Annotated in this window: 22 protein-coding genes; 16 read left to right on the forward strand and 6 right to left on the reverse strand. The window is 70.2% G+C overall.

Going from position 1 to position 19524, the window contains the following annotated elements; translation table 11 throughout:
• Positions 1-368 precede the first annotated feature (368 nt).
• Positions 369-1616 carry an MFS transporter gene (locus ACZ5WG_RS36175; RefSeq protein ID WP_468728803.1) on the reverse strand — a complete coding sequence of 416 codons (1248 nt, stop codon included), beginning with the start codon at positions 1614-1616 and terminating at the stop codon, positions 369-371.
• 133 nt (positions 1617-1749) lie between these two features.
• Between ACZ5WG_RS36175 and rpe the strand changes: the two genes are divergently transcribed.
• From rpe to ACZ5WG_RS36200, 5 genes are all read left to right on the forward strand, one after another.
• Positions 1750-2436: a ribulose-phosphate 3-epimerase gene (gene rpe / locus ACZ5WG_RS36180; RefSeq protein WP_468728805.1), complete on the forward strand. Its 687-nt coding sequence runs from the start codon at positions 1750-1752 to the stop codon at positions 2434-2436.
• Between the two features lie 125 nt (positions 2437-2561).
• Positions 2562-3575, forward strand: a complete 1014-nt coding sequence (locus ACZ5WG_RS36185) for a sugar-binding transcriptional regulator (RefSeq protein WP_468728952.1) — start codon at positions 2562-2564, stop codon at positions 3573-3575.
• Positions 3576-3690: 115 nt separating this feature from the next.
• The gene (locus ACZ5WG_RS36190) at positions 3691-3912 is read left to right on the forward strand and encodes a CarD family transcriptional regulator (RefSeq protein ID WP_053788968.1); all 222 of its coding nucleotides are present in this window, start codon (positions 3691-3693) and stop codon (positions 3910-3912) included.
• A gap of 70 nt (positions 3913-3982) precedes the next feature.
• Positions 3983-4429 (forward strand): guanyl-specific ribonuclease, encoded by a 447-nt coding sequence (locus ACZ5WG_RS36195; RefSeq protein WP_468728807.1) that lies wholly within the window; start codon positions 3983-3985, stop codon positions 4427-4429.
• Positions 4426-4824, forward strand: coding sequence for a barstar family protein (locus tag ACZ5WG_RS36200; RefSeq protein ID WP_468728809.1), 399 nt, complete (start codon positions 4426-4428; stop codon positions 4822-4824). Before ACZ5WG_RS36195 ends, ACZ5WG_RS36200 begins: the two co-directional genes overlap by 4 nt.
• 67 nt (positions 4825-4891) lie before the next feature.
• On the opposite strand, the gene ACZ5WG_RS36205 is transcribed toward ACZ5WG_RS36200, so the two are convergent.
• From ACZ5WG_RS36205 to ACZ5WG_RS36225, 5 genes are all read right to left on the reverse strand, one after another.
• Complete coding sequence (locus ACZ5WG_RS36205) at positions 4892-5371, reverse strand: group II truncated hemoglobin (protein WP_389593264.1); 480 nt, start codon at positions 5369-5371, stop codon at positions 4892-4894.
• Positions 5368-5703: a putative quinol monooxygenase gene (locus ACZ5WG_RS36210; RefSeq protein WP_030157498.1), complete on the reverse strand. Its 336-nt coding sequence runs from the start codon at positions 5701-5703 to the stop codon at positions 5368-5370. Before ACZ5WG_RS36210 ends, ACZ5WG_RS36205 begins: the two co-directional genes overlap by 4 nt.
• Positions 5704-5786: 83 nt before the next feature.
• The gene (locus tag ACZ5WG_RS36215; protein ID WP_468728811.1) at positions 5787-6314 is read right to left on the reverse strand and encodes a hypothetical protein; all 528 of its coding nucleotides are present in this window, start codon (positions 6312-6314) and stop codon (positions 5787-5789) included.
• A gap of 68 nt (positions 6315-6382) precedes the next feature.
• Positions 6383-8104, reverse strand: coding sequence for an FAD-dependent oxidoreductase (locus ACZ5WG_RS36220; RefSeq protein ID WP_468728812.1), 1722 nt, complete (start codon positions 8102-8104; stop codon positions 6383-6385).
• Positions 8101-8373, reverse strand: a complete 273-nt coding sequence (locus ACZ5WG_RS36225; RefSeq protein ID WP_468728813.1) for a UBP-type zinc finger domain-containing protein — start codon at positions 8371-8373, stop codon at positions 8101-8103. The genes ACZ5WG_RS36220 and ACZ5WG_RS36225 overlap by 4 nt, the downstream gene beginning before the upstream one ends.
• 267 nt (positions 8374-8640) lie before the next feature.
• Between ACZ5WG_RS36225 and ACZ5WG_RS36230 the strand changes: the two genes are divergently transcribed.
• From ACZ5WG_RS36230 to glgX, 11 genes are read left to right on the forward strand one after another with little or no spacing between them, the layout of a single operon-like run.
• Positions 8641-9465 carry a type 1 glutamine amidotransferase domain-containing protein gene (locus ACZ5WG_RS36230; RefSeq protein WP_468728814.1) on the forward strand — a complete coding sequence of 275 codons (825 nt, stop codon included), beginning with the start codon at positions 8641-8643 and terminating at the stop codon, positions 9463-9465.
• An 8-nt stretch (positions 9466-9473) separates the two neighbouring features.
• Entirely contained in the window at positions 9474-11117 is a 1644-nt protein-coding gene (locus ACZ5WG_RS36235) for a thiamine pyrophosphate-binding protein (RefSeq protein ID WP_468728815.1), read from the forward strand.
• 53 nt (positions 11118-11170) lie between these two features.
• The gene (locus ACZ5WG_RS36240) at positions 11171-11602 is read left to right on the forward strand and encodes a nuclear transport factor 2 family protein (RefSeq protein ID WP_267000525.1); all 432 of its coding nucleotides are present in this window, start codon (positions 11171-11173) and stop codon (positions 11600-11602) included.
• A 35-nt stretch (positions 11603-11637) separates the two neighbouring features.
• Positions 11638-12093 carry a nuclear transport factor 2 family protein gene (locus tag ACZ5WG_RS36245; RefSeq protein ID WP_229341618.1) on the forward strand — a complete coding sequence of 152 codons (456 nt, stop codon included), beginning with the start codon at positions 11638-11640 and terminating at the stop codon, positions 12091-12093.
• 13 nt (positions 12094-12106) lie between these two features.
• On the forward strand, positions 12107-12487 hold the full coding sequence (locus tag ACZ5WG_RS36250) for a nuclear transport factor 2 family protein (RefSeq protein ID WP_468728817.1): 381 nt from the start codon (positions 12107-12109) through the stop codon (positions 12485-12487).
• A gap of 13 nt (positions 12488-12500) precedes the next feature.
• Complete coding sequence (locus ACZ5WG_RS36255) at positions 12501-14114, forward strand: GMC family oxidoreductase (RefSeq protein ID WP_468728818.1); 1614 nt, start codon at positions 12501-12503, stop codon at positions 14112-14114.
• Positions 14107-14718, forward strand: a complete 612-nt coding sequence (locus tag ACZ5WG_RS36260) for a DJ-1/PfpI family protein (protein ID WP_468728820.1) — start codon at positions 14107-14109, stop codon at positions 14716-14718. The genes ACZ5WG_RS36255 and ACZ5WG_RS36260 overlap by 8 nt, the downstream gene beginning before the upstream one ends.
• A complete protein-coding gene (locus tag ACZ5WG_RS36265; protein ID WP_266631139.1) occupies positions 14718-15149 on the forward strand; it encodes a VOC family protein in 432 nt (143 codons plus the stop codon). Before ACZ5WG_RS36260 ends, ACZ5WG_RS36265 begins: the two co-directional genes overlap by 1 nt.
• Position 15150: 1 nt before the next feature.
• Positions 15151-16980 (forward strand): AGE family epimerase/isomerase, encoded by a 1830-nt coding sequence (locus ACZ5WG_RS36270; protein ID WP_468728822.1) that lies wholly within the window; start codon positions 15151-15153, stop codon positions 16978-16980.
• Between the two features lie 37 nt (positions 16981-17017).
• The gene (locus tag ACZ5WG_RS36275; RefSeq protein WP_468728823.1) at positions 17018-17374 is read left to right on the forward strand and encodes an STAS domain-containing protein; all 357 of its coding nucleotides are present in this window, start codon (positions 17018-17020) and stop codon (positions 17372-17374) included.
• Positions 17371-19506 carry a glycogen debranching protein GlgX gene (glgX, locus tag ACZ5WG_RS36280; protein WP_468728824.1) on the forward strand — a complete coding sequence of 712 codons (2136 nt, stop codon included), beginning with the start codon at positions 17371-17373 and terminating at the stop codon, positions 19504-19506. The genes ACZ5WG_RS36275 and glgX overlap by 4 nt, the downstream gene beginning before the upstream one ends.
• Positions 19507-19524 lie beyond the last annotated feature (18 nt).

Genomic DNA, 19524 nt, shown 5'->3' on the forward strand with positions numbered 1-19524 from the left:
GCGGCTGCCGCCTGTCGCCCGCCCCCGGCCGGCCGTCCGTCCGTGCCGGAGGGTGGGGACTCGCCTGCCCTCCTCTGGCCGGTCCACCCGTCCCCGGGCGTGTGGACTCGCCCGTCGGCTCCCGGCCGGGCCGTCCGGCACCGAGGGGGCGGCTGCCGCCTGTCGCCCGCCCCCGGCCGGCCGTCCGTCCGTGCCGGAGGGTGGGGACTCGCCTGCCCTCCTCTGGCCGGTCCACCCGTCCCCGAGCGCGTGTCTCCCGACCGTCGAGGGTCCGGTCGGTCTGTTCGACGCCGACCGTGTGTCTTCCGTCCGTCCGTTCCCCTCGGTCCTTCCGGCCCCGCCCCTCGCGGTCCCCGCCCCCGCCCGCCTCACATCCCCTCCACCCGCCCCCTCACCGGCGACAAGGACAGCGGGAGCCAGGCCAGGGACATGATCGTGGCTCCCGTCCAGAGGGTGGTGTGGAGGGTCGTGAGGTCCGTCAGGAGGCCCGACAGGGCCGCGCCCAGGGCCAGGGCGCCGGTCAGCATGAAGCGGAAGGTGGCGTTCATGCGGCCCAGCAGGGGGTGCGGGGTCAGGTGCTGGCGGAGGCTGACGCCCAGGACGTTGTTCGAGCCGATCTTCATCATGGCCACCAGCCACCCGGCCCCCGCCACCCAGAGCCAGACTCCGCGGTCGAGCAGCGGTACCAGCAGGGTCGCCGGGGTCAGGCTCAGGACCAGGGCGCGGCCGTAGCCCACGCGCGCCGCGAAGGGCCGGGCCAGTCGGGCGCCCAGGAGCAGGCCCATGCCGCCCGCGGCCCAGAAGAGGCCGAGGGCGGCCGGGGACAGCCCGAGCTCCCGTACGAAGAGGACCGGGAGCATGGTGTTGATGATCGCGCCGCCCAGGTTGCTGAGGGAGGCGTTCAGTGCCAGGGCGCGCAGCTCGGGGTGGCCCAGTACGTGCCGCAGTCCCTCCCGGATCTGGGCCCGCAGCGGTGTCCGGTCGCCGGCCGGAGGGGCCGGGCTGGCGTCTATGCGGGTCAGGCGGAGCGCGGAGGCGAGGTACGCGGCCGAGGCGAAAGCCAGTGCGAGGGGTGCCGAGAGGGCGGCGACCAGGGCTCCGCCCGCGCCGCGGCCGGCGATGTTGGCGACGGCCATCAGGGTGACGATGGCCGCGTTGGCCCGGACCAGCCCCGCGCGGCCGATCAGCCGTGGCAGCACGCTCTGCGCGCCGACCTCCGAGAAGACGGTGGCGCAGCCGCCGAGCAGCACGACCGTGTACAGCTGCGCGAGCGTGAGCACGTCCAGCCACCAGGCGAGCGGGAGCGAGGCGAACAGGGCCGCACGGGCGAGGTCCGCGGCGATCAGGACCCTGCGGGTGCGCAGGCGGTCCACCCAGGCGCCGGCCGGCAGTCCGATGAGGAGGAACGCGGTGGTGGACAGTGCTGCCAGGGTGCCGACCTGGCCGGCGGTGGCGTCGAGGGCGGTGAGGGCGAGCAGCGGCGCGGCCACGTGGCCGGTGTTGGTGCCGAGCTGGCTGAGGGTGGTGGCGGAGAAGAGGGTGCGGAAGTCCTTGGTGCGCCAGGGCGAGGGGTCGGTGGTCCCGGACCCGGTATCGGTCTCGGTGGCGGGTGTCATGCGGAGAACCGTGCCGGAAGACGATCTATAAGGACAAGTTAATTGTTCTCCGATATTGATTAAGCAGTGCTACGGCCGTCTCGAGTTCCGGGGTCGTGGCCGGAAGTGCGCGCAGGCATGGCAGGCTTGGGGCATGGCCGCTCAGATTTATCCCAGCATCCTGTCCGCCGACTTCGCGCGCCTCGCCGACGAGGTGAAGGCCGTGGAGGGGGCCGACTGGCTGCATGTCGACGTCATGGACAACCATTTCGTCCCGAACCTCACCCTCGGTATGCCCGTCGTGGAGTCCCTGAGCCGCGCTACGGACATCCCGCTGGATCTGCACCTCATGATCGAGGACCCGGACCGCTGGGCCCCGCAGTACGTCGAGGCCGGAGCCGGGTCGGTCACCTTCCACGCCGAGGCCGCCGCCGCGCCCGTGCGGCTCGCGCGGGAGATCCGGGCCAAGGGGGCGCGGGCGTCGATGGCGCTCAAGCCCGCCACGCCGATCGAGCAGTACGAGGACATCCTCCCCGAGCTCGACATGCTGCTGATCATGACGGTCGAGCCGGGCTTCGGCGGCCAGCCCTTTCTCGACATCATGCTCCCCAAGATCCGCCGTACCCGGGAGCTGATCGCCAAGCACGGCCTGGAGCTGTGGCTCCAGGTCGACGGAGGGGTCTCGGCCTCGACGATCGAACGGTGTGCCGAGGCCGGCGCCGACGTGTTCGTCGCGGGAAGCGCGGTCTACGGGGCGGTTGCCCCGGCCGCTGCCGTACGTACCCTGCGGGAGCAGGCGGACGTCGCGATCGCCGCGGCGCCCTGGGCCTGCGACCACTGAAACAAAGGGTTGGTGAACAGCTCGGTGAACGGAAGCTGTCCAGGCTGATCAACGGCCGCCGGATCTGACAGGATGAACGGCGAGTCGAGAGTGTGAACAGCAGTGAGGAGAACGCGGTGTCTGCAATGTCGGCGGGACGGTCAGCCCTGCGGATGGGACCCGCGGAGCTGGTGCAGGCGGCGGCCATGGCCCGCCGCTTCTACCTGGAGGGGAAGTCCAAGATCCAGATCGCCGAGGAGTTCGGCGTGAGCCGCTTCAAGGTGGCCCGGGTCCTGGAGACCGCCCTCGAGCGCGACCTCGTACGGATCGAGATCCGGGTGCCCGCCGAGCTCGATGCGGAGCGGTCCGACGCGCTGCGGTCCCGGTACGGGCTCCGGCATGCGGTGGTGGTCGAGTCCCCGGCGGATGCGACCGAGGACGCGCCGGATCCGGAGAACCTGGGCGCGGTCGCCGCCGACCTGCTCGGCGAGCTGGTCAACGAGGGCGACGTACTGGGGCTGGCCTGGGGGCGGTCGACCATCCACATGGCCGCCTCCCTGCACCGGCTCCCGCAGTGCACCGTGGTGCAGCTGACGGGCGTGTACGACGCCGGTACGGCCGAGCGCGGGTCCGTGGAGGCCGTGCGGCGGGCCGCCCAGGTCTCGGGCGGCGACGCGCACCCGATCTACGCGCCGATGCTGCTCCCCGACCCGGCGACCGCGGCCGCGCTGCGGAACCAGACGGGGATCGCCCGGGCGTTCGAGTACTTCGACAAGGTGACCGTCGCGGCGGTGTCGATCGGGTCCTGGGAGCCCGGGATCTCGACCGTCCACGACATGCTCACGGACGAGGAGCGGGCGCACTACGCCTCGCTGGGTGTCGCCGCCGAAATGTCCGCCCATCTGTTCGACTCCGAGGGCCGGCGCGTGGGGCGGGACCTCGGCGAGCGCTGCATCACCGTCGAGGCGGACCGGCTGCGCCGGATCCCCGAGGTCGTGGCGATCGCGGGCGGGCTGCGCAAGGCCTCCGCGATCGGGGCGGTGCTCCGGTCCGGGCTGGTGACCAGCCTGGTCACGGACACGGCGGTCGCGGATTACCTGCTCACCGAGTCGGCCCCGGGGCTGCGGCCGGCGCTGGACCGGGCCGACCCGGACGACTGATCCGGGGCGGCGGGTCCCGCGGCGGGCGTCGTGGGACGCCGTGAGGCGGATGGTGCCGCAATTGAGATCCGAACAGCGGGCTGTGCGGCGGCCTGTGGGGCGCATACTGGTCTCAATGACAAAGTCAGCAGTACCTCGCCGCCATTTGCCGTCCAGCCCGTTCAAGGCCCCCGTGGAACCGCCGCTCCGGCAGTTCAGCGTCGGCGACCGGGTCTCTCACGATGAGCACGGCCTCGGCCGTGTCGTCGGTATCGAGGAGGGGATCGCTGTCCTGGTCGACTTCGGGTCGGTCCAGAAGAGAATTCTGAGTCCCTACACCAAGATGGCCGCGCTCTGAGGGTGCCGCCGTCGCGGAGACCGTTACCGCGCGATTCGCGAGCGAATCGGATATTTGGCACGATCGGTGCATGATCTTCAGGGACGTGCCCCGGTCGTTGCTGCGTTGCGTCGTGGGGGCGGTGTTCCTTTGCGTTGCGCTGGTCGGCGTGGCGGGGTGCGGTGGGGAGAAGGCCGCGCCGTCCGCCGCGGCCGGGGTGAGTTCAGGGGCTGATGCCTCTGCGCCCGTTTGGGCCAAGGGGATGGCCACCGTACGGGCCGATGCGCTGCCTTCGCAGGCGCGGGACGTGCTCGTGCTCATCGACAGGGGCGGGCCGTATCCGTACCGGCAGGACGGGACCGTCTTCGGGAACTTCGAGAAGGCCCTGCCGAAGCAGAAGCGTGGCTACTACCACGAGTTCACGGTGAAGACACCGGGAGAGCGCGACCGCGGGGCCCGCCGGATCGTGACCGGTGGAGGTGGGGAGTTCTTCTACACGGACGACCACTACGACACCTTCAAGGCGGTTCTGCGATGACCTTGGACCCGCAGCCGCTCGCCCCGGCGGTCGCCGCCGCCGAGAAGGCGGGCTGGACGACCCTACGGGTGGACCTGGCCGGCGTCCGCAGCAAGGCCGAGCTGATGCGGCGGTGGGGGGCGGCGCTGGCCGTGCCGGCGTGGTTCGGGGGGAACTGGGACGCGCTGGCCGATGCGCTGATCGACCTGTCGTGGTTGCCGGAGGCGCCGGGGCGGTTGGTGGTGATGACGTCGTGGTCCTCGTACGCGGCGGCGCGGCCGGGGGACTGGGAGACGCTGCAGGAGGTTCTGGAGGGGGCGGTGGAGTACTGGCGGGAGGCCGATGACGGGGCGCTGGCCGTGCTCGTCGCCGAGCCGGCGGGCGGGGACGGCCCGCGGGGGCCGTCGCGGCCGTGAGCCGGGGCCGGTACTGGGGCTGGACGTGGCGGTGGGGGCAGGGGCTTCGCCCACTGCCCCCACCGGGTCAGCCCTTCGGGATCCACGGGGGCGTTTGGCCCCAGGACCAGACCGGGATCTTTGCCGCGTCCACCGGTGGGGGGTTGGGGCCCGAGTAGATCAGGGCCATGCGGGTGCCCCATTCGATGTAGTAGGCGAACACCGCTCGGAACTCGGGGTCCGTCGGGAGGCCGACCTCGTCGGCCGTGTCCATCAGCAGGTCCACCCAGCGGCGGCGCTGCTGTTCGGTGATGCCGCGGCCCAGGTGCTTGGTGGCCATGTGCTGGTGGCCCCCGTGGTGGGCGGTGTACTCCGCCGGGCCGCCGAAGACCTCCGACAGCCAGACGGCGACGTGCTGGGGGTGCTCCGAGTCCATGCCCGCGAAGACCGGAGCCAGGATCTCGTCCTGCAGGGCGTGCGCGTAGAAGGCGTCCGTGAGGCGGTTCATCGCCTCCGCTCCGCCCATCCACTCGTAGATGGTGGGAGTGGTGCCGGGTGTGGTGCTCATGACTGGGGTGCGGCCTTTCCGGGGCCGGCCACGTCGGTGACGCGGTAGTGCTGCATCTCCTCGATGGCCTTCACGTACGGGCGGATCGCGCTGAAGAACGCCGGGAAGTGCTCGCCCTTGCGGAATCCGTTGAGGTGGGCGTCGACCGACGTCCAGCGGATGCGGAGGATGTAGCGCTCCCGGTCGTTCTCCTCCTCGCAGCGGGCCAGCTCGTAGTCGATGCACTCGGGTGACGCGGCCAGGGCCTCAGCGGCCTGGCGGTACGAGTCCTCGAAGGCCTGCTGGTCGTCCAATGCGATCCGGTAGCGGATGTATTCGACGGTGGTGGTCATGGGGCGTGCCTCTCCCTGTGATCGGGTGCCGGTCGGCTCGCTGTCAGACTTCCGTGATCATGCCCTGGTGGGGAGGATTTTCGTCATTCCGACCCAGACTTCTGGGAGTCCGTGGTGTCGGAGGCCTCGGACGCGCCCGAGACGTCGGGGCCGGCCGCGCGGACCTGCTGGACCTTGGCCAGCGAGTCGCGGAGCTCGGTCAGCCACTCGTCCGTGTTGCGGCCGACGAGGCGGACGCACCAGGCGAGGGCGTCAGCCCGGCTGCGGGCGACGCCGCCCGCGACCAGGGTGTCGAGGACCTGGCGCTCCGGCTGGCGCAGGCGCGTCATCACCGGGACCGCCAGGTGCGTGAACAGGACGCGGTCGTCGCCGGCCTGGACGGCCCAGGCGACCTTGCGGCGGTAGAGCTCCTCCGCCTCCCGGGCGACCTCGATGCGCTGCTCGCGGGTGCGCTCGCGGAACTCCTTGACCGACTCGGTCGCTGGGATGGCGCCGACGACCGTGATCTCCTCGCGGTCGACCGCCACGTCGACCAGGGACTCGTACACGTCCACCGGAAGGCGGTCCGCGAACCACTTGCGAAGCTGCTCGCTCTGCTCGGATGTAATCATGTAATCAACGTTGCATCCGGCAGTCGCTTGATCGCAAGTGATTCGCGTTCGCTCTCAGCCCAGCGCTCTCAGCCCATCGAGCGGTAGCGGTGGATCAGCGAGACCGCCATCGCGCCCTCGCCCACGCCCGACGCCACGCGCTTGACCGAGTGGGCCCGGACGTCGCCCGCCGCGAAGACGCCCGGGACGCTGGTCTCGAGCGGGTACGGGGCGCGCTCGAGGCTCCACTCCGCCGGGAGTTCCCCGCCGTTCGCGATCAGGTCGGACCCGGTGAGCACGAAGCCGTACTCGTCGCGTTCGACCACGCCCGACAGCCAGTCGGTGTGCGGGCGGGCGCCGATGAAGGTGAACATGAAGCGGGCCGGCACCCGCGTGTCCTCGCCCGTCGTCGAGTCGTGGAGGGTCAGTTCCTCCAGGTGCTCGTCACCATCCAGCCTGACCACCGTCGTACGGACCCTGACCTCGATGTTCGGGGTGCGGTCGATCTCGTCGATCAGGTAGCGGGACATGCTCGCGTCCAGGGACTCGGCCCGGACCAGGATGGTGACCCGGGCCGCGTACTTGGCGAAGTGCACCGCCGCCTGGCCGGCCGAGTTCGCGCCGCCCACGATGAACACGTGCTGGGAGATGCACGCCGAGCTCTCGGTGGTGGCCGCGCCGTAGTAGAGCCCCGCGCCCTCGAAGCGGTCCGCGCCGGGGGCCTCCAGGCGGTTGTACGAGACCCCGGTGGCCAGCAGCACCGTTTCCGCGCTGATCTCGGTGCCGTCGGCCAGGGTCAGGATCTTCGCCGGGTCGTCCCGGGTCAGCGAGACCACCTCCACCGGGTGCAGGATCTCGGCGCCGAAGCGGGAGGCCTGGATGGTGGCCCGGCGGGTCAGGTCGCCGCCGGAGAGGCCTGAGGGGAAGCCGAGGTAGTTCTCGATCAGGCTGGAGGTGCCGGCCTGGCCGCCCGGGGCGCGGGAGTCCAGCATCAGCGTCGACAGGCCCTCCGAGGCCGCGTACACGCCGGCCGCCAGGCCCGCGGGGCCCGCGCCGACGATGACGCACTCGTAGTGCGGGCGGGAGGCGGTGGTGGCCAGCCCCAGCCGCTGGGCGAGCGCGGTGTCCGAGGGCGCGGAGAGGACCGTCCCGTCCGGGAAGCGGACGAGGGGGAGTGCCGCGTCGGGCTGGGCGGCGATCAGGGTCAGTGCCTCGGGATCCCGCTCCACGTTGAGGAAACGGAACGGCTGGCCGTTGCGGGTGAAGAAGTCCCGCACGGCGTGGGTGCCGGGGGAGACGAGGTGGCCGGCGACGATGATGCCGTCGTACGCGGGGCGGTAGGTGGCCAGCCAGTCCGAGAGCAGGTCGTCGAGGACCGGGAAGAGCCGTTCGTGCGGCGGGTCCCACGGCTTGAGCAGGTAGTAGTCCAGCCGGACCCGGTTGATGGCGGTGATCGCCGCGTCCGTCTCCGCGTACGCCGTGAGCAGCACCCGGCGGGCGTCGGGGAAGCGGCTGACGGCCTCGAGGAGGAACTCGACGCCGGTCACGTCGGGCATCCGCTGGTCCACGAGGAACAGCGCCGGGTCGTGGCCGCGCTCGTCGAGGGAGTCCAGGATCTTGAGGGCGTCGGCGGCGGAGGAGGCGCCGAGCACCCGGTAGCGGTCGCCGTAGGCGCTGCGCAGGTCGCGGCGTACGGCCCGCAGCACCTGGGGGTCGTCGTCCACGGCCAGGATGACGGGCTTCCGGCTCTCCGCGCGCTCGGCCGCGGCCGCCGTGGCGTGGGCGGTGGCGCTCTCCGGGGCCGCGCTCATGCCGCGTCCAGCATCAGCTTGTCGGTGTAGCACCAGGCCCAGGTCTCGCCGGGTTCGTGCGACGCGGCGATGGGGTGCTCGCTGGTGCGGTAGTGCTTGGTGGCGTGGCGGTTCTTGGAGGAGTCGCAGCATCCGACGTGCCCGCAGCTGAGGCACATCCTCAGGTGCACCCAGGTGTCGCCGATGGCGAGGCACTCCTCGCAGCCCTCGGTACCTGGCTTCACCGGACGTATCTGATCGATGTGTGTGCACAACAGGTCCGTCGTCATCGTCCCCGTCCCTCTCCTCGGTCCTTCGCGCACCCGTGATTCACGGAGCGTCCAGACCATAGGGCGGTGCCCCCGTAATGGTTCACTGATTCGGCCGATGTCAGGAAGTCCCGCGGCTACTTCATGACCTCCGCAAGCGACTACCTGAGGTGCCCGTGCGACCTGCGTTCCTACCTCACGAAGTCGCATACGGGCGCTTTGACGCAGGCCCCGGGCGCAAGCAGTGTGGGTCACGCCAACGACAACAGGCGGCGCCTGGAGGAATCCGTGAGCAGAAAGATTCTGGTCATTGTCTCCGAACACGGTTACTGGGCCGAAGAACTGATAGGCCCCGTATCGAAGTTCGATGAGCGGGGCTACGAAGTCGTATTCGCCACGCCGACCGGAAAGCGTGCGCACGCTCTTCCGCCGAGCCTCGACGCGAACTTCATCGATCCTCCGCTGGGACGCTCGGTCACCACCGAGGAGAACGCCCGGCTGGGCCGGGAGTTCGAGCAGTCGAGCCGGCTGGACTCGCCGCTCGACATCGAGGCGTGGGTCCCCGAGCGGCCGTACACGAGTGACGAGGGCTATCTGCGCAAGCTCGAGCAGTACCACCGCGATCTGGACAAGCTCGAGGCCGACATCGCCGGCTACGACGCGGTCCTCATCGTCGGCGGCAGCGGGCCCATCGTCGACCTCGCCAACAACGAGCGCGTGCACGCCCTGATCCTGGCCTTCAAGAAGGCCGGCAAGGTCGTGGCGGCCGAGTGCTACGGCGTGGCCTGCCTGGCCTTCGCCCGGGACTGGGGCGACCGCAAGAGCATCATCTGGGGCAAGCACGTCACCGGTCACTGCAAGGAGTACGACTACAAGGACGGCACCGGATTCCTCGGTACCGACTTCAACATGGGCCCGCCGCCGTACCCGCTGGAGTACATCCTGCGCGATGCCACCGGGCCGCGCGGCGCGTATCACGGGAATTTCGGCCACCCGCTTTCGGTGATCGTCGACTACCCGTTCGTGACCGGCCGTTCCACCCCTGATTCATATCTGACGGGGCAGAAGATCGTGGAAGTCCTGGAGGACGGTCTCACCCGATACGGGTGGTAGGGGGAATCATGGAAGCCACTCCCGGACGGGAAAGGCTGATCGAGCAGTTCAAGGCCGACGGCCTGAATGTGATGTTCGGAAATCCGGGGACGGTGGAACAGGGATTCCTCGACGCGGTGGACGCGGCGGAGGACTTCCACTACGTCCTCGCCCTCCAGGAGACCGTGGCCGCCGGCATCGCCGACGGCTACGCCCGGGCCACCGGCGGCGCGGCCCTGCTCCAGCTGCACTCCGGCGTGGGGCTGGGCAACGGCATCGGGATGCTCTACCAGTCGCTGCGCGGCCACACCCCGCTCGTCGTGGTCGCCGGCGACGCCGGGGTCCGCTACGACGCCATGGACGCGCAGATGGCGTCCGACCTGGTGGCGATGGCGAAGCCGGTGACGAAGTACGCGACCCGGGTCACCGACCGGCACTCCGTACTGCGCACCATCCGCCGGGCGGTCAAGATCGCCCTGACCCCGCCGCGCGGCCCGGTGTTCGTGGCGCTGCCGATGGACGTGCTGGACGAGCTGAACTCCGAGCCCGTCCTGCCCGCCGCGGTGCCCCTCACGGACGTGGCGCCCTCGCCCGCCTCGGTGGGGCGGGCGGCCGAGCTGCTCGCCTCCGCGGAGCGGCCCGTGGTCCTCGTCGGCGACGGGGTCTCCCTCTCCGGGGCCCAGCGCGAACTGACCGCCGTCGCAGAGCTGCTGGGCGCCGACGTGTACGAGGTGGACTCGTCCGAGGTGAACATCGCGGCCTCGCACCCGCTGCGCCGCGGCCAGACGGGCCACATGTTCGGCCCGCACAGCAAGGAGCTCGTCGCCGACGCGGACGGGGTGCTGATCGTCGGCACCTATGTCTTCCCGGAGGTGTTCCCCGAGCTGGAGAGCCCCTTCCGGGCCGGCGCGAAGGTCGTCCACATCGACCTGAACGCGTACGAGATCGCCAAGAACCACCCGGTGGACCTGGGCCTGGCCGCCGATCCCAAGCAGGCGCTGCGCGCGCTGGCCGGCGTACTCGAACGCCTGCTGACCCCGCAGCAGCGGGCGGCCGCGGCCGCCCGGCTCGACGGCCGCACCCGCGAGCGGGCGCTGTCGGCCCGGTCCGGGGAGGCCGAGCAGGACGGCACGCCGATGGCCGTCTTCCTGCGGACCCTGGCCGAGCGCACCGGCGGGGACCTGATCGTCTTCGACGAGGCGCTGACCACCTCCCCGCTGGTCACCCGGTACCTGCCTCCGGAGCGGCCCGGCGACTACCACCTCACCCGGGGCGGCTCGCTCGGCGTGGGCTTCCCGGGCGCGGTCGGGGCCAAGCTGGCCCGTCCGGACCGCCTCGTGGTCGGCTTCGCGGGCGACGGCGGGTCGATGTACACGTACCAGGCGCTGTGGACCGCGGTCCGGCACGGCATCGACGCCAAGTTCGTGGTCTGCAACAACCGCAAGTACCGGCTGCTCGACGACAACATCGCCCAGTACTGGCGGGAGCGGGACATCCCGGAGCACGGCTTCCCGGGCTCCTTCGACCTTTCCCACCCAGAGATCGACTTCGCCGGGCTGGCGCGGGCGCTCGGCGCCGAGGGGATGCGGGTGGAGAAGCCGGACGAGGCGGTCGCCGCCGTGGGCCGGATGCTCGACCACCCCGGTCCGTTCCTCGTCGACGTACAGATCTGACGCACCGCCGCGACCCACCGCACAGCACACCACCACAGACAGGAGGAGACCGCATGCCCGCCGAGCGGCTGACCGAGGAAGCGATCCGCACCTTCGCGGAGAACTGGTACGTGGCCCTGGACCAGCACCTTCCGCTGGACCAGGTGCTCCCCCTCATCACCGAGGACCTGGAGTTCAAGGTCCCCGAGGACACCTTCCTCGGACACCAGGGCTTCGGCCGCTGGTACGCGGCGGTCACGAACCGCTTCTTCGACGAGGTCCACACCGTCACCAAGGTGGAGCCCGTCATCGAGGGTGACCGGGCGATCGTCCGGGTCCTGGTCAACTGGCAGGCCAAGATCTGGGACCCGCCGGCCGCCCGCAGCCAGTGGCTCGGCTTCGACGCCGACCAGACCTGGACGGTCGTGGCCGGTCCCGACGGACCGCTGATCAAGCAGTACACCGTCAACGACCTGGCCCCGATGCCCGGTTCCGGCTCGCTCTGAGCGCGGGCGCGGGCGCAGGCGAAGGAGAAGCGACGATGACCGAAGTGACACGGGAGCGGGTCGAGGCGGCGTACGCCGCCCTCGGCTCCGGCGACCGGGCCCGCATCCTCGAGTACTACTCCGAGGACCTGCGCTGGCTGGTACCGGGCAGCCATCCGCTGGCCGGCTGGTACGAGAGCCTGGACGCCTTCCTGGAGCTGATGGGGCAGACCCACAAGCTCACGGGCGGCACCTTCCGGATGGACATCCAGGCGGTCCTCGTCGGCGAGGACTGCAGCGCCGACGTCTGCCGCAACGTCGCCCTGCGCGACGGCGCCGACCAGGCGAGCCAGTCCCCGTACGAGCGGATGGACTACCCGGTCTTCCACTTCATGCGGTGGCGGGACGGCCGGATCATCGAGGGCCGCGACGGTCTCTTCGGGGACTCGGCGACCGCCTTCAGCCAGTTCTGGGCGCCGTTCGCGCCCGACGGAACCCGCCGGGACCGATAGGGGGAGGAGCGCGATGAGCGCTGTGGACTCACGACAGATCCTTGAGAAGTACTACGAGTACGCCAACGCCGGGGACTGGGACCGCTGGTGCGACCTGTTCGCCGACGACCAGGTCATGGACGAGCAGCTCGCCGGACACATCGAGGGCCTGGAGGTCCTGCGCTCGATGATGAAGGGCATGGGGACGATGTACCGCGTCTTCCGGAACGAGCCCGTGCACTTCCTCGTCGACGGGGAGAAGGCCGCGGCCGTCTCCCACCTCAGCGCCGTCAGCGCCTCCGGCGAGGCGATCGAGGCCGAGGTCATGAACTTCTTCCGGATCGTGGACGGAAAGATCGCCTACATGGCGAACTACCACGACACCGTCCCCTTCCAGGTGCTGAGCCAGGGCTGAGGGAGGCCGACTCGTGGCGATCGCCGAGAGAGAAGAGTACGACTACGTCATCGTGGGATCCGGCACCGCGGGCAGCGTCCTCGCGAACCGGCTCTCCGAGGACCCGGACGTCTCCGTCCTGGTCCTGGAGGCGGGCGGCAACCGCATCCCGCCCGAGGTGGACGACCCGTCCTCCTGGTACAAGCTGCTCGGCGGGCCCGTCGACTGGGGCTACACCAGCGTCCCGCAGCCCGGGCTCGACGGCCGCCGTACGTACGAACCGCGCGGCAAGGCCCCCGGCGGCAGCAGCAACCTGTACATCATGATGCACATCCGGGGCCACGCCTCGGACTTCGACAACTGGGCCTACCAGGGCGCCGCCGGCTGGGGTTACGAGGACGTCCTGCCGTACTTCGCCCTCCTGGAGGGCCAGGAGGACGCCACCGCACCCACCACCGGCACCCGCGGCCCGCAGCGCATCACCAACGCCGGACAGCACGGCCCCAATCCGGTCTCCCGCGCCTTCATCGACGCGGCCGTCGAGCTCGGGCACCAGGAGATCGCCGACTTCAACACCGACGGGCCCCGGCGCGGCCTCTTCGGCACCGGCTGGCACCACATCGACGTGGCCGACGGGCGCCGCCAGGGCACCCTCGCCGCCTATCTGGAGCCGGCGCTGGGGCGCGCCAACCTGACGCTGCGCACCAGTGCCCAGAGCACCCGGCTGCTCTTCGACGGCGACACCTGCACGGGCGTCGAGTACGTGCAGCTCGCACCGCCCGCCGAGTTCCCCGGCCGGACCGTGCGCGACGGCCACAGCGCCACCGCCGGACCCGGGCTGCACTCCGTACGGGCCCGCCGGGAGGTGATCGTGGCGGCCGGGGCGATCGAGTCCCCGAAGCTGCTGCTGCTCTCCGGCATCGGGAACCCCGAGCAGCTGCGCGAACACGGCATCGCCGTGACCGCGGCCCTGCCCGGGGTCGGGGAGAACTTCCACAACCACGTCCTGACCGGGCTGATGGCCGAGGTCACCCAGGAACTCCCGCCCCCGGCACAGAACCTGTCGGAGAGCGCTCTGTTCCTCTCGTCCCAGCCCGGTCTTCCCGCTCCCGACCTGCAGATCGCCTTCGTCCACGTGCCGTTCGACGTGATCGTCGGCAAGGACCACCCGAACACGGTGAGCATCCTTCCCGGTGTCGTACGCCCCGTCTCGCGCGGCTGGATCCGGCTCGCGAGCGCCGATCCGCTGGCCCACCCGCTGATCAACCCGAACTACCTGGGCGACCGGTGGGACCTGGAGCGGATGGTGCAGGGCATCAAGCTGGCCCGGGAGATCTTCGCGACCTCGGCCTTCTCGCCCTGGTACAAGCAGGAGCTCCAGCCCGGTCCCGGCTACGGCACCGACGAGGACCTGCGGACCTTCGCGAAGCAGAAGTCGGAGAGCTACCACCACCAGGCCGGCTCCTGCCGCATGGGCATCGACGACCTCTCGGTCGTCGACCCCGAGCTGCGGGTCCACGGCGTGCGCAACCTGCGCGTCGTCGACGCCGGCGTGATGCCCGCGGTCCCGTCGGGCAACTGCCACACCGCCATCGCGATGATCGCCGAGCGCGCGGCGGACTTTCTGAGGGGGGTGTCCCGTGCCTGACGCCGTGCTGCGCGAGGGTGCGCTGAGCGGGACCCGGATCGCGGTCCTGGTCGAGAGCGACTTCTACGAGCCGGAGATCTTCTACTACCAGCACCGGTTCGCCGAGGAGGGTGCCGAGGTCGACTTCCTGACCCGGCTGTGGGGCAACGACTCCATCACCTTCTCCGGGCACGAGTACCGGGCGCCGTTCACCGCCGACAAGTCCCTGGAGGGGCTGAGCGACGAGGACCTGCGCCGGTACGCGGCGATCATCGTGCCCTCGGGCATGGTGGCCGACCGGCTGCGCTACACCGAGGACGTCGACGTCCTCGCGCCGGCGACCGAGCTGCTGCGCCGGGCCTTCGAAGAGCCGACGGTCCTCAAGGGGATCATCTGCCACGGCATGTGGCTGGCCTCCTCGATCCCGGGCAAGGTGCGCGGCCGCAAGGTCGTCTGCCACAACAACCTCATCGGCGACGTCCGGAACATGGGCGGCGAGTACGTCGACGAGGACGTGGTGGTCGACGGGGACCTGGTCACCGGCCGCACCGGCGCCCACCACCACCTGTTCGCCCGCCGGATCATCGAGCTGATCGCGGCGGGGCGGGGCCGGGGGGCGGCCTGATGGCCGGGATGGTCTGGTCGCACGTGGGCCTGAACTGCACGGACCAGAAGACCACCGAGGAGTTCTACACCCGGTACTTCGGCTTCACCCGGGCCAGGGTGGTCGATCTCGGGGAGGCACAGATCGTGTTCCTGCGCCGCGGGGACGCGTACCTGGAGCTCTTCGCGGCCGGCACCGAACCGGCACGCCAGGCGCACGAGGACGGGCCGCAGGCCCCGGGCAGGATGCGCCACCTGGCCTTTCAGACCGACAGCGTGGACGCGTTCCTGGCCGAGCTGGGCGACGCGGCCGAAGTGACCCTGGGCCCGCTGGACTTCGACGACTTCATCTGCGGCTGGCGGACCGTGTGGGTCCGCGATCCCGACGGGGTGATCGTCGAGGTCAGTCAGGGATTCGAGGACGACCGCTCACACGACAAGGACGGTGCATGACATGGCGGACGCCGTGAGCTTCTCCTTCTCCGACACCATCGCGGGCTACGTCGGCCGCTTCGACTCCGAGTCCCGCCTGTTGCGGCTGAAGACCTCGGACGGCCGCGAGTTCGACGTCTCCCTCGCCGGGGACCCGAGTGCCGAGCTGGTCCGCAACCTGGACGAGCCGTACATCGACGCCTCCGGGCACATCGACGAGATGCTCTCGCCGGGCCGGTTCCTCTTCGTCTACGGCGTCCACTACCCGGAGCACGGGGGCCGCTTCGAGGCGAAGCGCCTGGTGTTCCTGGGCCGCGGCGCCGAGGACTACCGGTTCGAGGAGGCCAGCTGGTGGGTCAAGCAGATCGAGTCGCTGGCCGACTTCTACAAGCGGGCGCAGTTCGGCGAGGGCCCGGTGGACTTCACCGAGTACCGCACCGAGATCCGGCTCGGCGGCGACAAGACCGCCAGCCACGTCCAGGAGACCGACACGATCTCCCGCCTGGTCTACGGCATGGCCTCGGCCTACCTGCTGACCGGCAAGGACGAGTACCTGGAGGTCGCCGAGCGCGGCACCGAGTACCTGCGCAAGCACATGCGGGTGGTGGACAGCGAGGAGGACGTGGTCTTCTGGTACCACGGCATCAGCGTCGACGGGGACAGCGAGCGCAAGCTGTTCACCTCGGAGTTCTCCGACGACTACGACGCGATCCCGATGTACGAGCAGATCTACGCGCTGGCCGGCCCGATCCAGACGTACCGCGTCACCGGTGACATCCGGATCAAGAACGACGCCGACGCGACCATCCGGCTGTTCGACAAGTTCTTCCTGGACCGCGAGCAGGGCGGCTACTACTCGCACATCGACCCGATCCTGTTCAGCGCGGACCACGAGTCCCTCGGCGAGAACGCCGAGCGCAAGAACTGGAACTCGGTCGGCGACCACGCACCCGCGTACCTGATCAACCTGTACCTGGCGACCGGCGACCAGAAGTACGCCGACTTCCTCGAGTACACCTTCGACACCATCGCGGACAAGTTCCCGGACTACAAGAACAGCCCGTTCGTCCAGGAGCGCTTCTTCCGCGACTGGTCGCACGACACCGCGCACAGCTGGCAGCAGAACCGCGCGGTCGTCGGGCACAACCTGAAGATCGCCTGGAACCTGATGCGGATGAACTCGCTGAAGGCCAAGCCGGCGTACGAGGAGCTCGCCAGGAAGATCGGCGAGATCATGCCGGCCGTCGGCAGCGACGTGCAGCGCGGCGGCTGGTACGACGTCGTGGAGCGCGTGAAGTCCACCAGCGAGGACGGCCAGGGGGCGTATCGTTTCGCCTGGCACGACCGCAAGGCCTGGTGGCAGCAGGAGCAGGCGATCCTCGCCTACCTCATCCTGAACGGCACGGTCGGCGGCGACGCCTTCCTGCGCGAGGCCCGGCAGGCGGAGGCCTTCTACAACACGTTCTTCCTCGACCACGACGAGGGAGCCGTCTACTTCAACGTGCTCGCCAGCGGTACGCCGTACCTGCTCGGCACGGAGCGGCTCAAGGGCAGCCACTCGATGTCCATGTACCACTCGGCGGAGCTCTGCTACCTGTCCGCCGTCTACAACAACCTGCTCATCAACGGGCGGGAAATGGACTTCCACTTCAAGCCCGACCCGACCAACCTGCCCGACCGCATCCTGCGCGTCTCGCCCGACCTGCTGCCCGCGGGCTCGGTGCAGATCGCGTCCGTCGAGATCGACGAGAAGCCGTACCGGGACTTCGACGCCGACGGTCTCACCGTCCGGCTGCCCGACGTCCAGGGGCGGGTCAAGGTCAAGGTCCGGCTGCGCCCGGTGACTTCATAGCGCTCAACGGGGGGCGCCCCGACAAGAGGGGAAAGCAATGTCTCTGAACGTCAAGGAACGCCGCAACAAGGGCGGTACCGTCCTCGTCGCCACCGGCGAGATCAACAGCGAGACCTCCGGACAGCTGCTGCAGGCCCTGCTGCCGCTGGTCCGCGAGGGCCGGCCGCTGCGCATCGACCTCACGGCCGTCACGTACGTGTCCAGCGCGGGCCTGCGCACCCTGCTCGTCGTCTACCGCGAGGCCCAGCACGCCGGGGTCGCGGTCACCCTGTACGGGGTGAGCGAGGAAGTCCGGTTCGTCATGTCGGCCACCGGCTTCCTCGACTTCTTCGAGACGGGCGAGGCGGCGGCCGCGGAGTCCAAGTCGACACTGAAGAGTGCGGTCGCGCGATGACCGAGGCCCAGTCCGAGCAAGTCCTGCGCGTCGACGCGTACCCGACCCACGAAGTGGGCGGGTACCGCGTCCGCGCGGGCAAGCCGTTCCCCTTCGGGGCCAACGTGGTCCCCGGCGGGGTCAGTTTCTCCGTCTTCTCCGACCAGGCGACCTCCATGACCCTGGTCATCTTCAAGCGCGGAGAGCCCGAGCCGATGGCCGAGCTGGAATTCCCCGAGGAGTTCCGCACCGGCAGCGTCTTCGCCATGACGGTCTTCGGCCTCGACCACGAGAACATCGAGTACGGGTACCGGGCCGACGGCCCCTACGACCCGGTCACCGGCCACCGCTTCGACGCCCGGCAGGTCCTCTCCGACCCGTACGCCCGGCTGATCGCCGGCCGCGACGTGTGGGGCGTGGAGCCGGACCGCAGCCGCGGCTACCAGTACCGCTCGCGCGTCTGCCTCCAGGACTTCGACTGGGGCGACGACACGCCGCTGCGGCTCCCCGCCGAGGACCTCGTCGTGTACGAGACCCACGTGCGCGGCTTCACCCGGCACCCCTCCTCGCAGGTCACCGCCCCCGGCACCTTCGCGGGGCTGCGGGAGAAGATCCCGTACCTGAAGGAGCTCGGGATCAACTGCATCGAGCTGCTCCCGGTGTTCGAGTTCGACGAGAGCGACAACATGCGCTCCAACCCGGAGACGGGCGAGCACCTCTTCGACTACTGGGGCTACAACACCGTCTCGTTCTTCGCGCCCAAGGCCGGCTACGCGGCCACCGGACGCTACGGGATGCAGGGCGACGAGTTCCGCACCCTGATCAAGGACCTGCACGCGGCCGGCATCGAGGTCATCCTCGACGTCGTCTTCAACCACACCGCCGAGGGCAACGAGCAGGGCCCGACGATCTCCTTCAAGGGGCTCGACAACGCCACGTACTACATGCTCACGCCCGAGGGGTACTACTTCAACTTCAGCGGCACGGGCAACACGGTCAACTGCAACCACCCCGTCGTGCGCAACTTCGTGCTCGACTGCCTGCGCCACTGGGTCGCCGACTACCACATCGACGGCTTCCGCTTCGACCTCGCGGCCATCCTCGGCCGGGCCCTGGACGGCACTCCGCTGCCCAACCCGCCGCTGCTGGAGCTGCTCGCCTACGACCCGGTCCTGCGGCACACCAAGCTCATCGCCGAGGCCTGGGACGCCGGCGGCCTCTACGAGGTCGGCAACTTCCCGGCGTACGGCCGCTGGGCGGAGTGGAACGGGAAGTACCGCGACACCGTGCGCAGCTTCCTCAAGGGCGACCCCGGGGTGACCGGGGAGCTCGCCACCCGGATCGCGGGCTCGCCCGACCTGTACTCCAGCCGCGGCACCTCCGCCTCGGTCAACTTCCTCACCGCCCACGACGGTTTCACCCTGGCCGACCTCGTCTCGTACAACGACAAGCACAACGAGGCGAACGGCGAGGGCAACAACGACGGGGCCAACGACAACAACAGCTGGAACTGCGGGGCCGAAGGACCGACCGACGACCCCGAGGTCAACCGGCTGCGGCTGCGGCAGATGAAGAACGCCCTGGCCATCCTCTTCACCAGCCAGGGCATCCCGATGCTGCTGGCCGGGGACGAGGTCGCGCGCACCCAGCAGGGCAACAACAACACGTACTGCCAGGACAACGAGCTGTCCTGGTTCGACTGGAGCCAGGTCGACGACAACGCCGAACTGCTCCGGTTCACCCGGGAGATGATCGCGTTCCGCGGGCACCACCGTGAACTGCGCTCCACCTCCCACCCCACCGGCCAGGTCCGCGAGAGCCTCGGACTGCCGGACATCAGCTGGCACGGCGAGCGGGCCTGGCAGCCCGACTGGTCGGCTGAGAGCCGGCTGCTGGCGGTGGCCCGCTGCGGCACCGGGGACGACGACGTGGTGTACGTGGCCATGAACTCGCACTGGGAGTCGCACGACCTGGAGCTGCCCGCGCTGCCGCACGGGCGCAGCTGGCACCTGTTCGCGGACACCGGGGCCGAGGCCCCGCACGACATCCGCACCCCGGGCGGCGAGCGCGAGCTGGAGAACGCCGGGAAGTACCTGATCGGTCCGCGCTCGGTCGTGATCCTGGTCGGCCGGACGCCCGATTCCGAGCTCTAGCAGCCCATGCCCTGACCC

The organism is Streptomyces sp. NPDC032745, assembly GCF_055579465.1.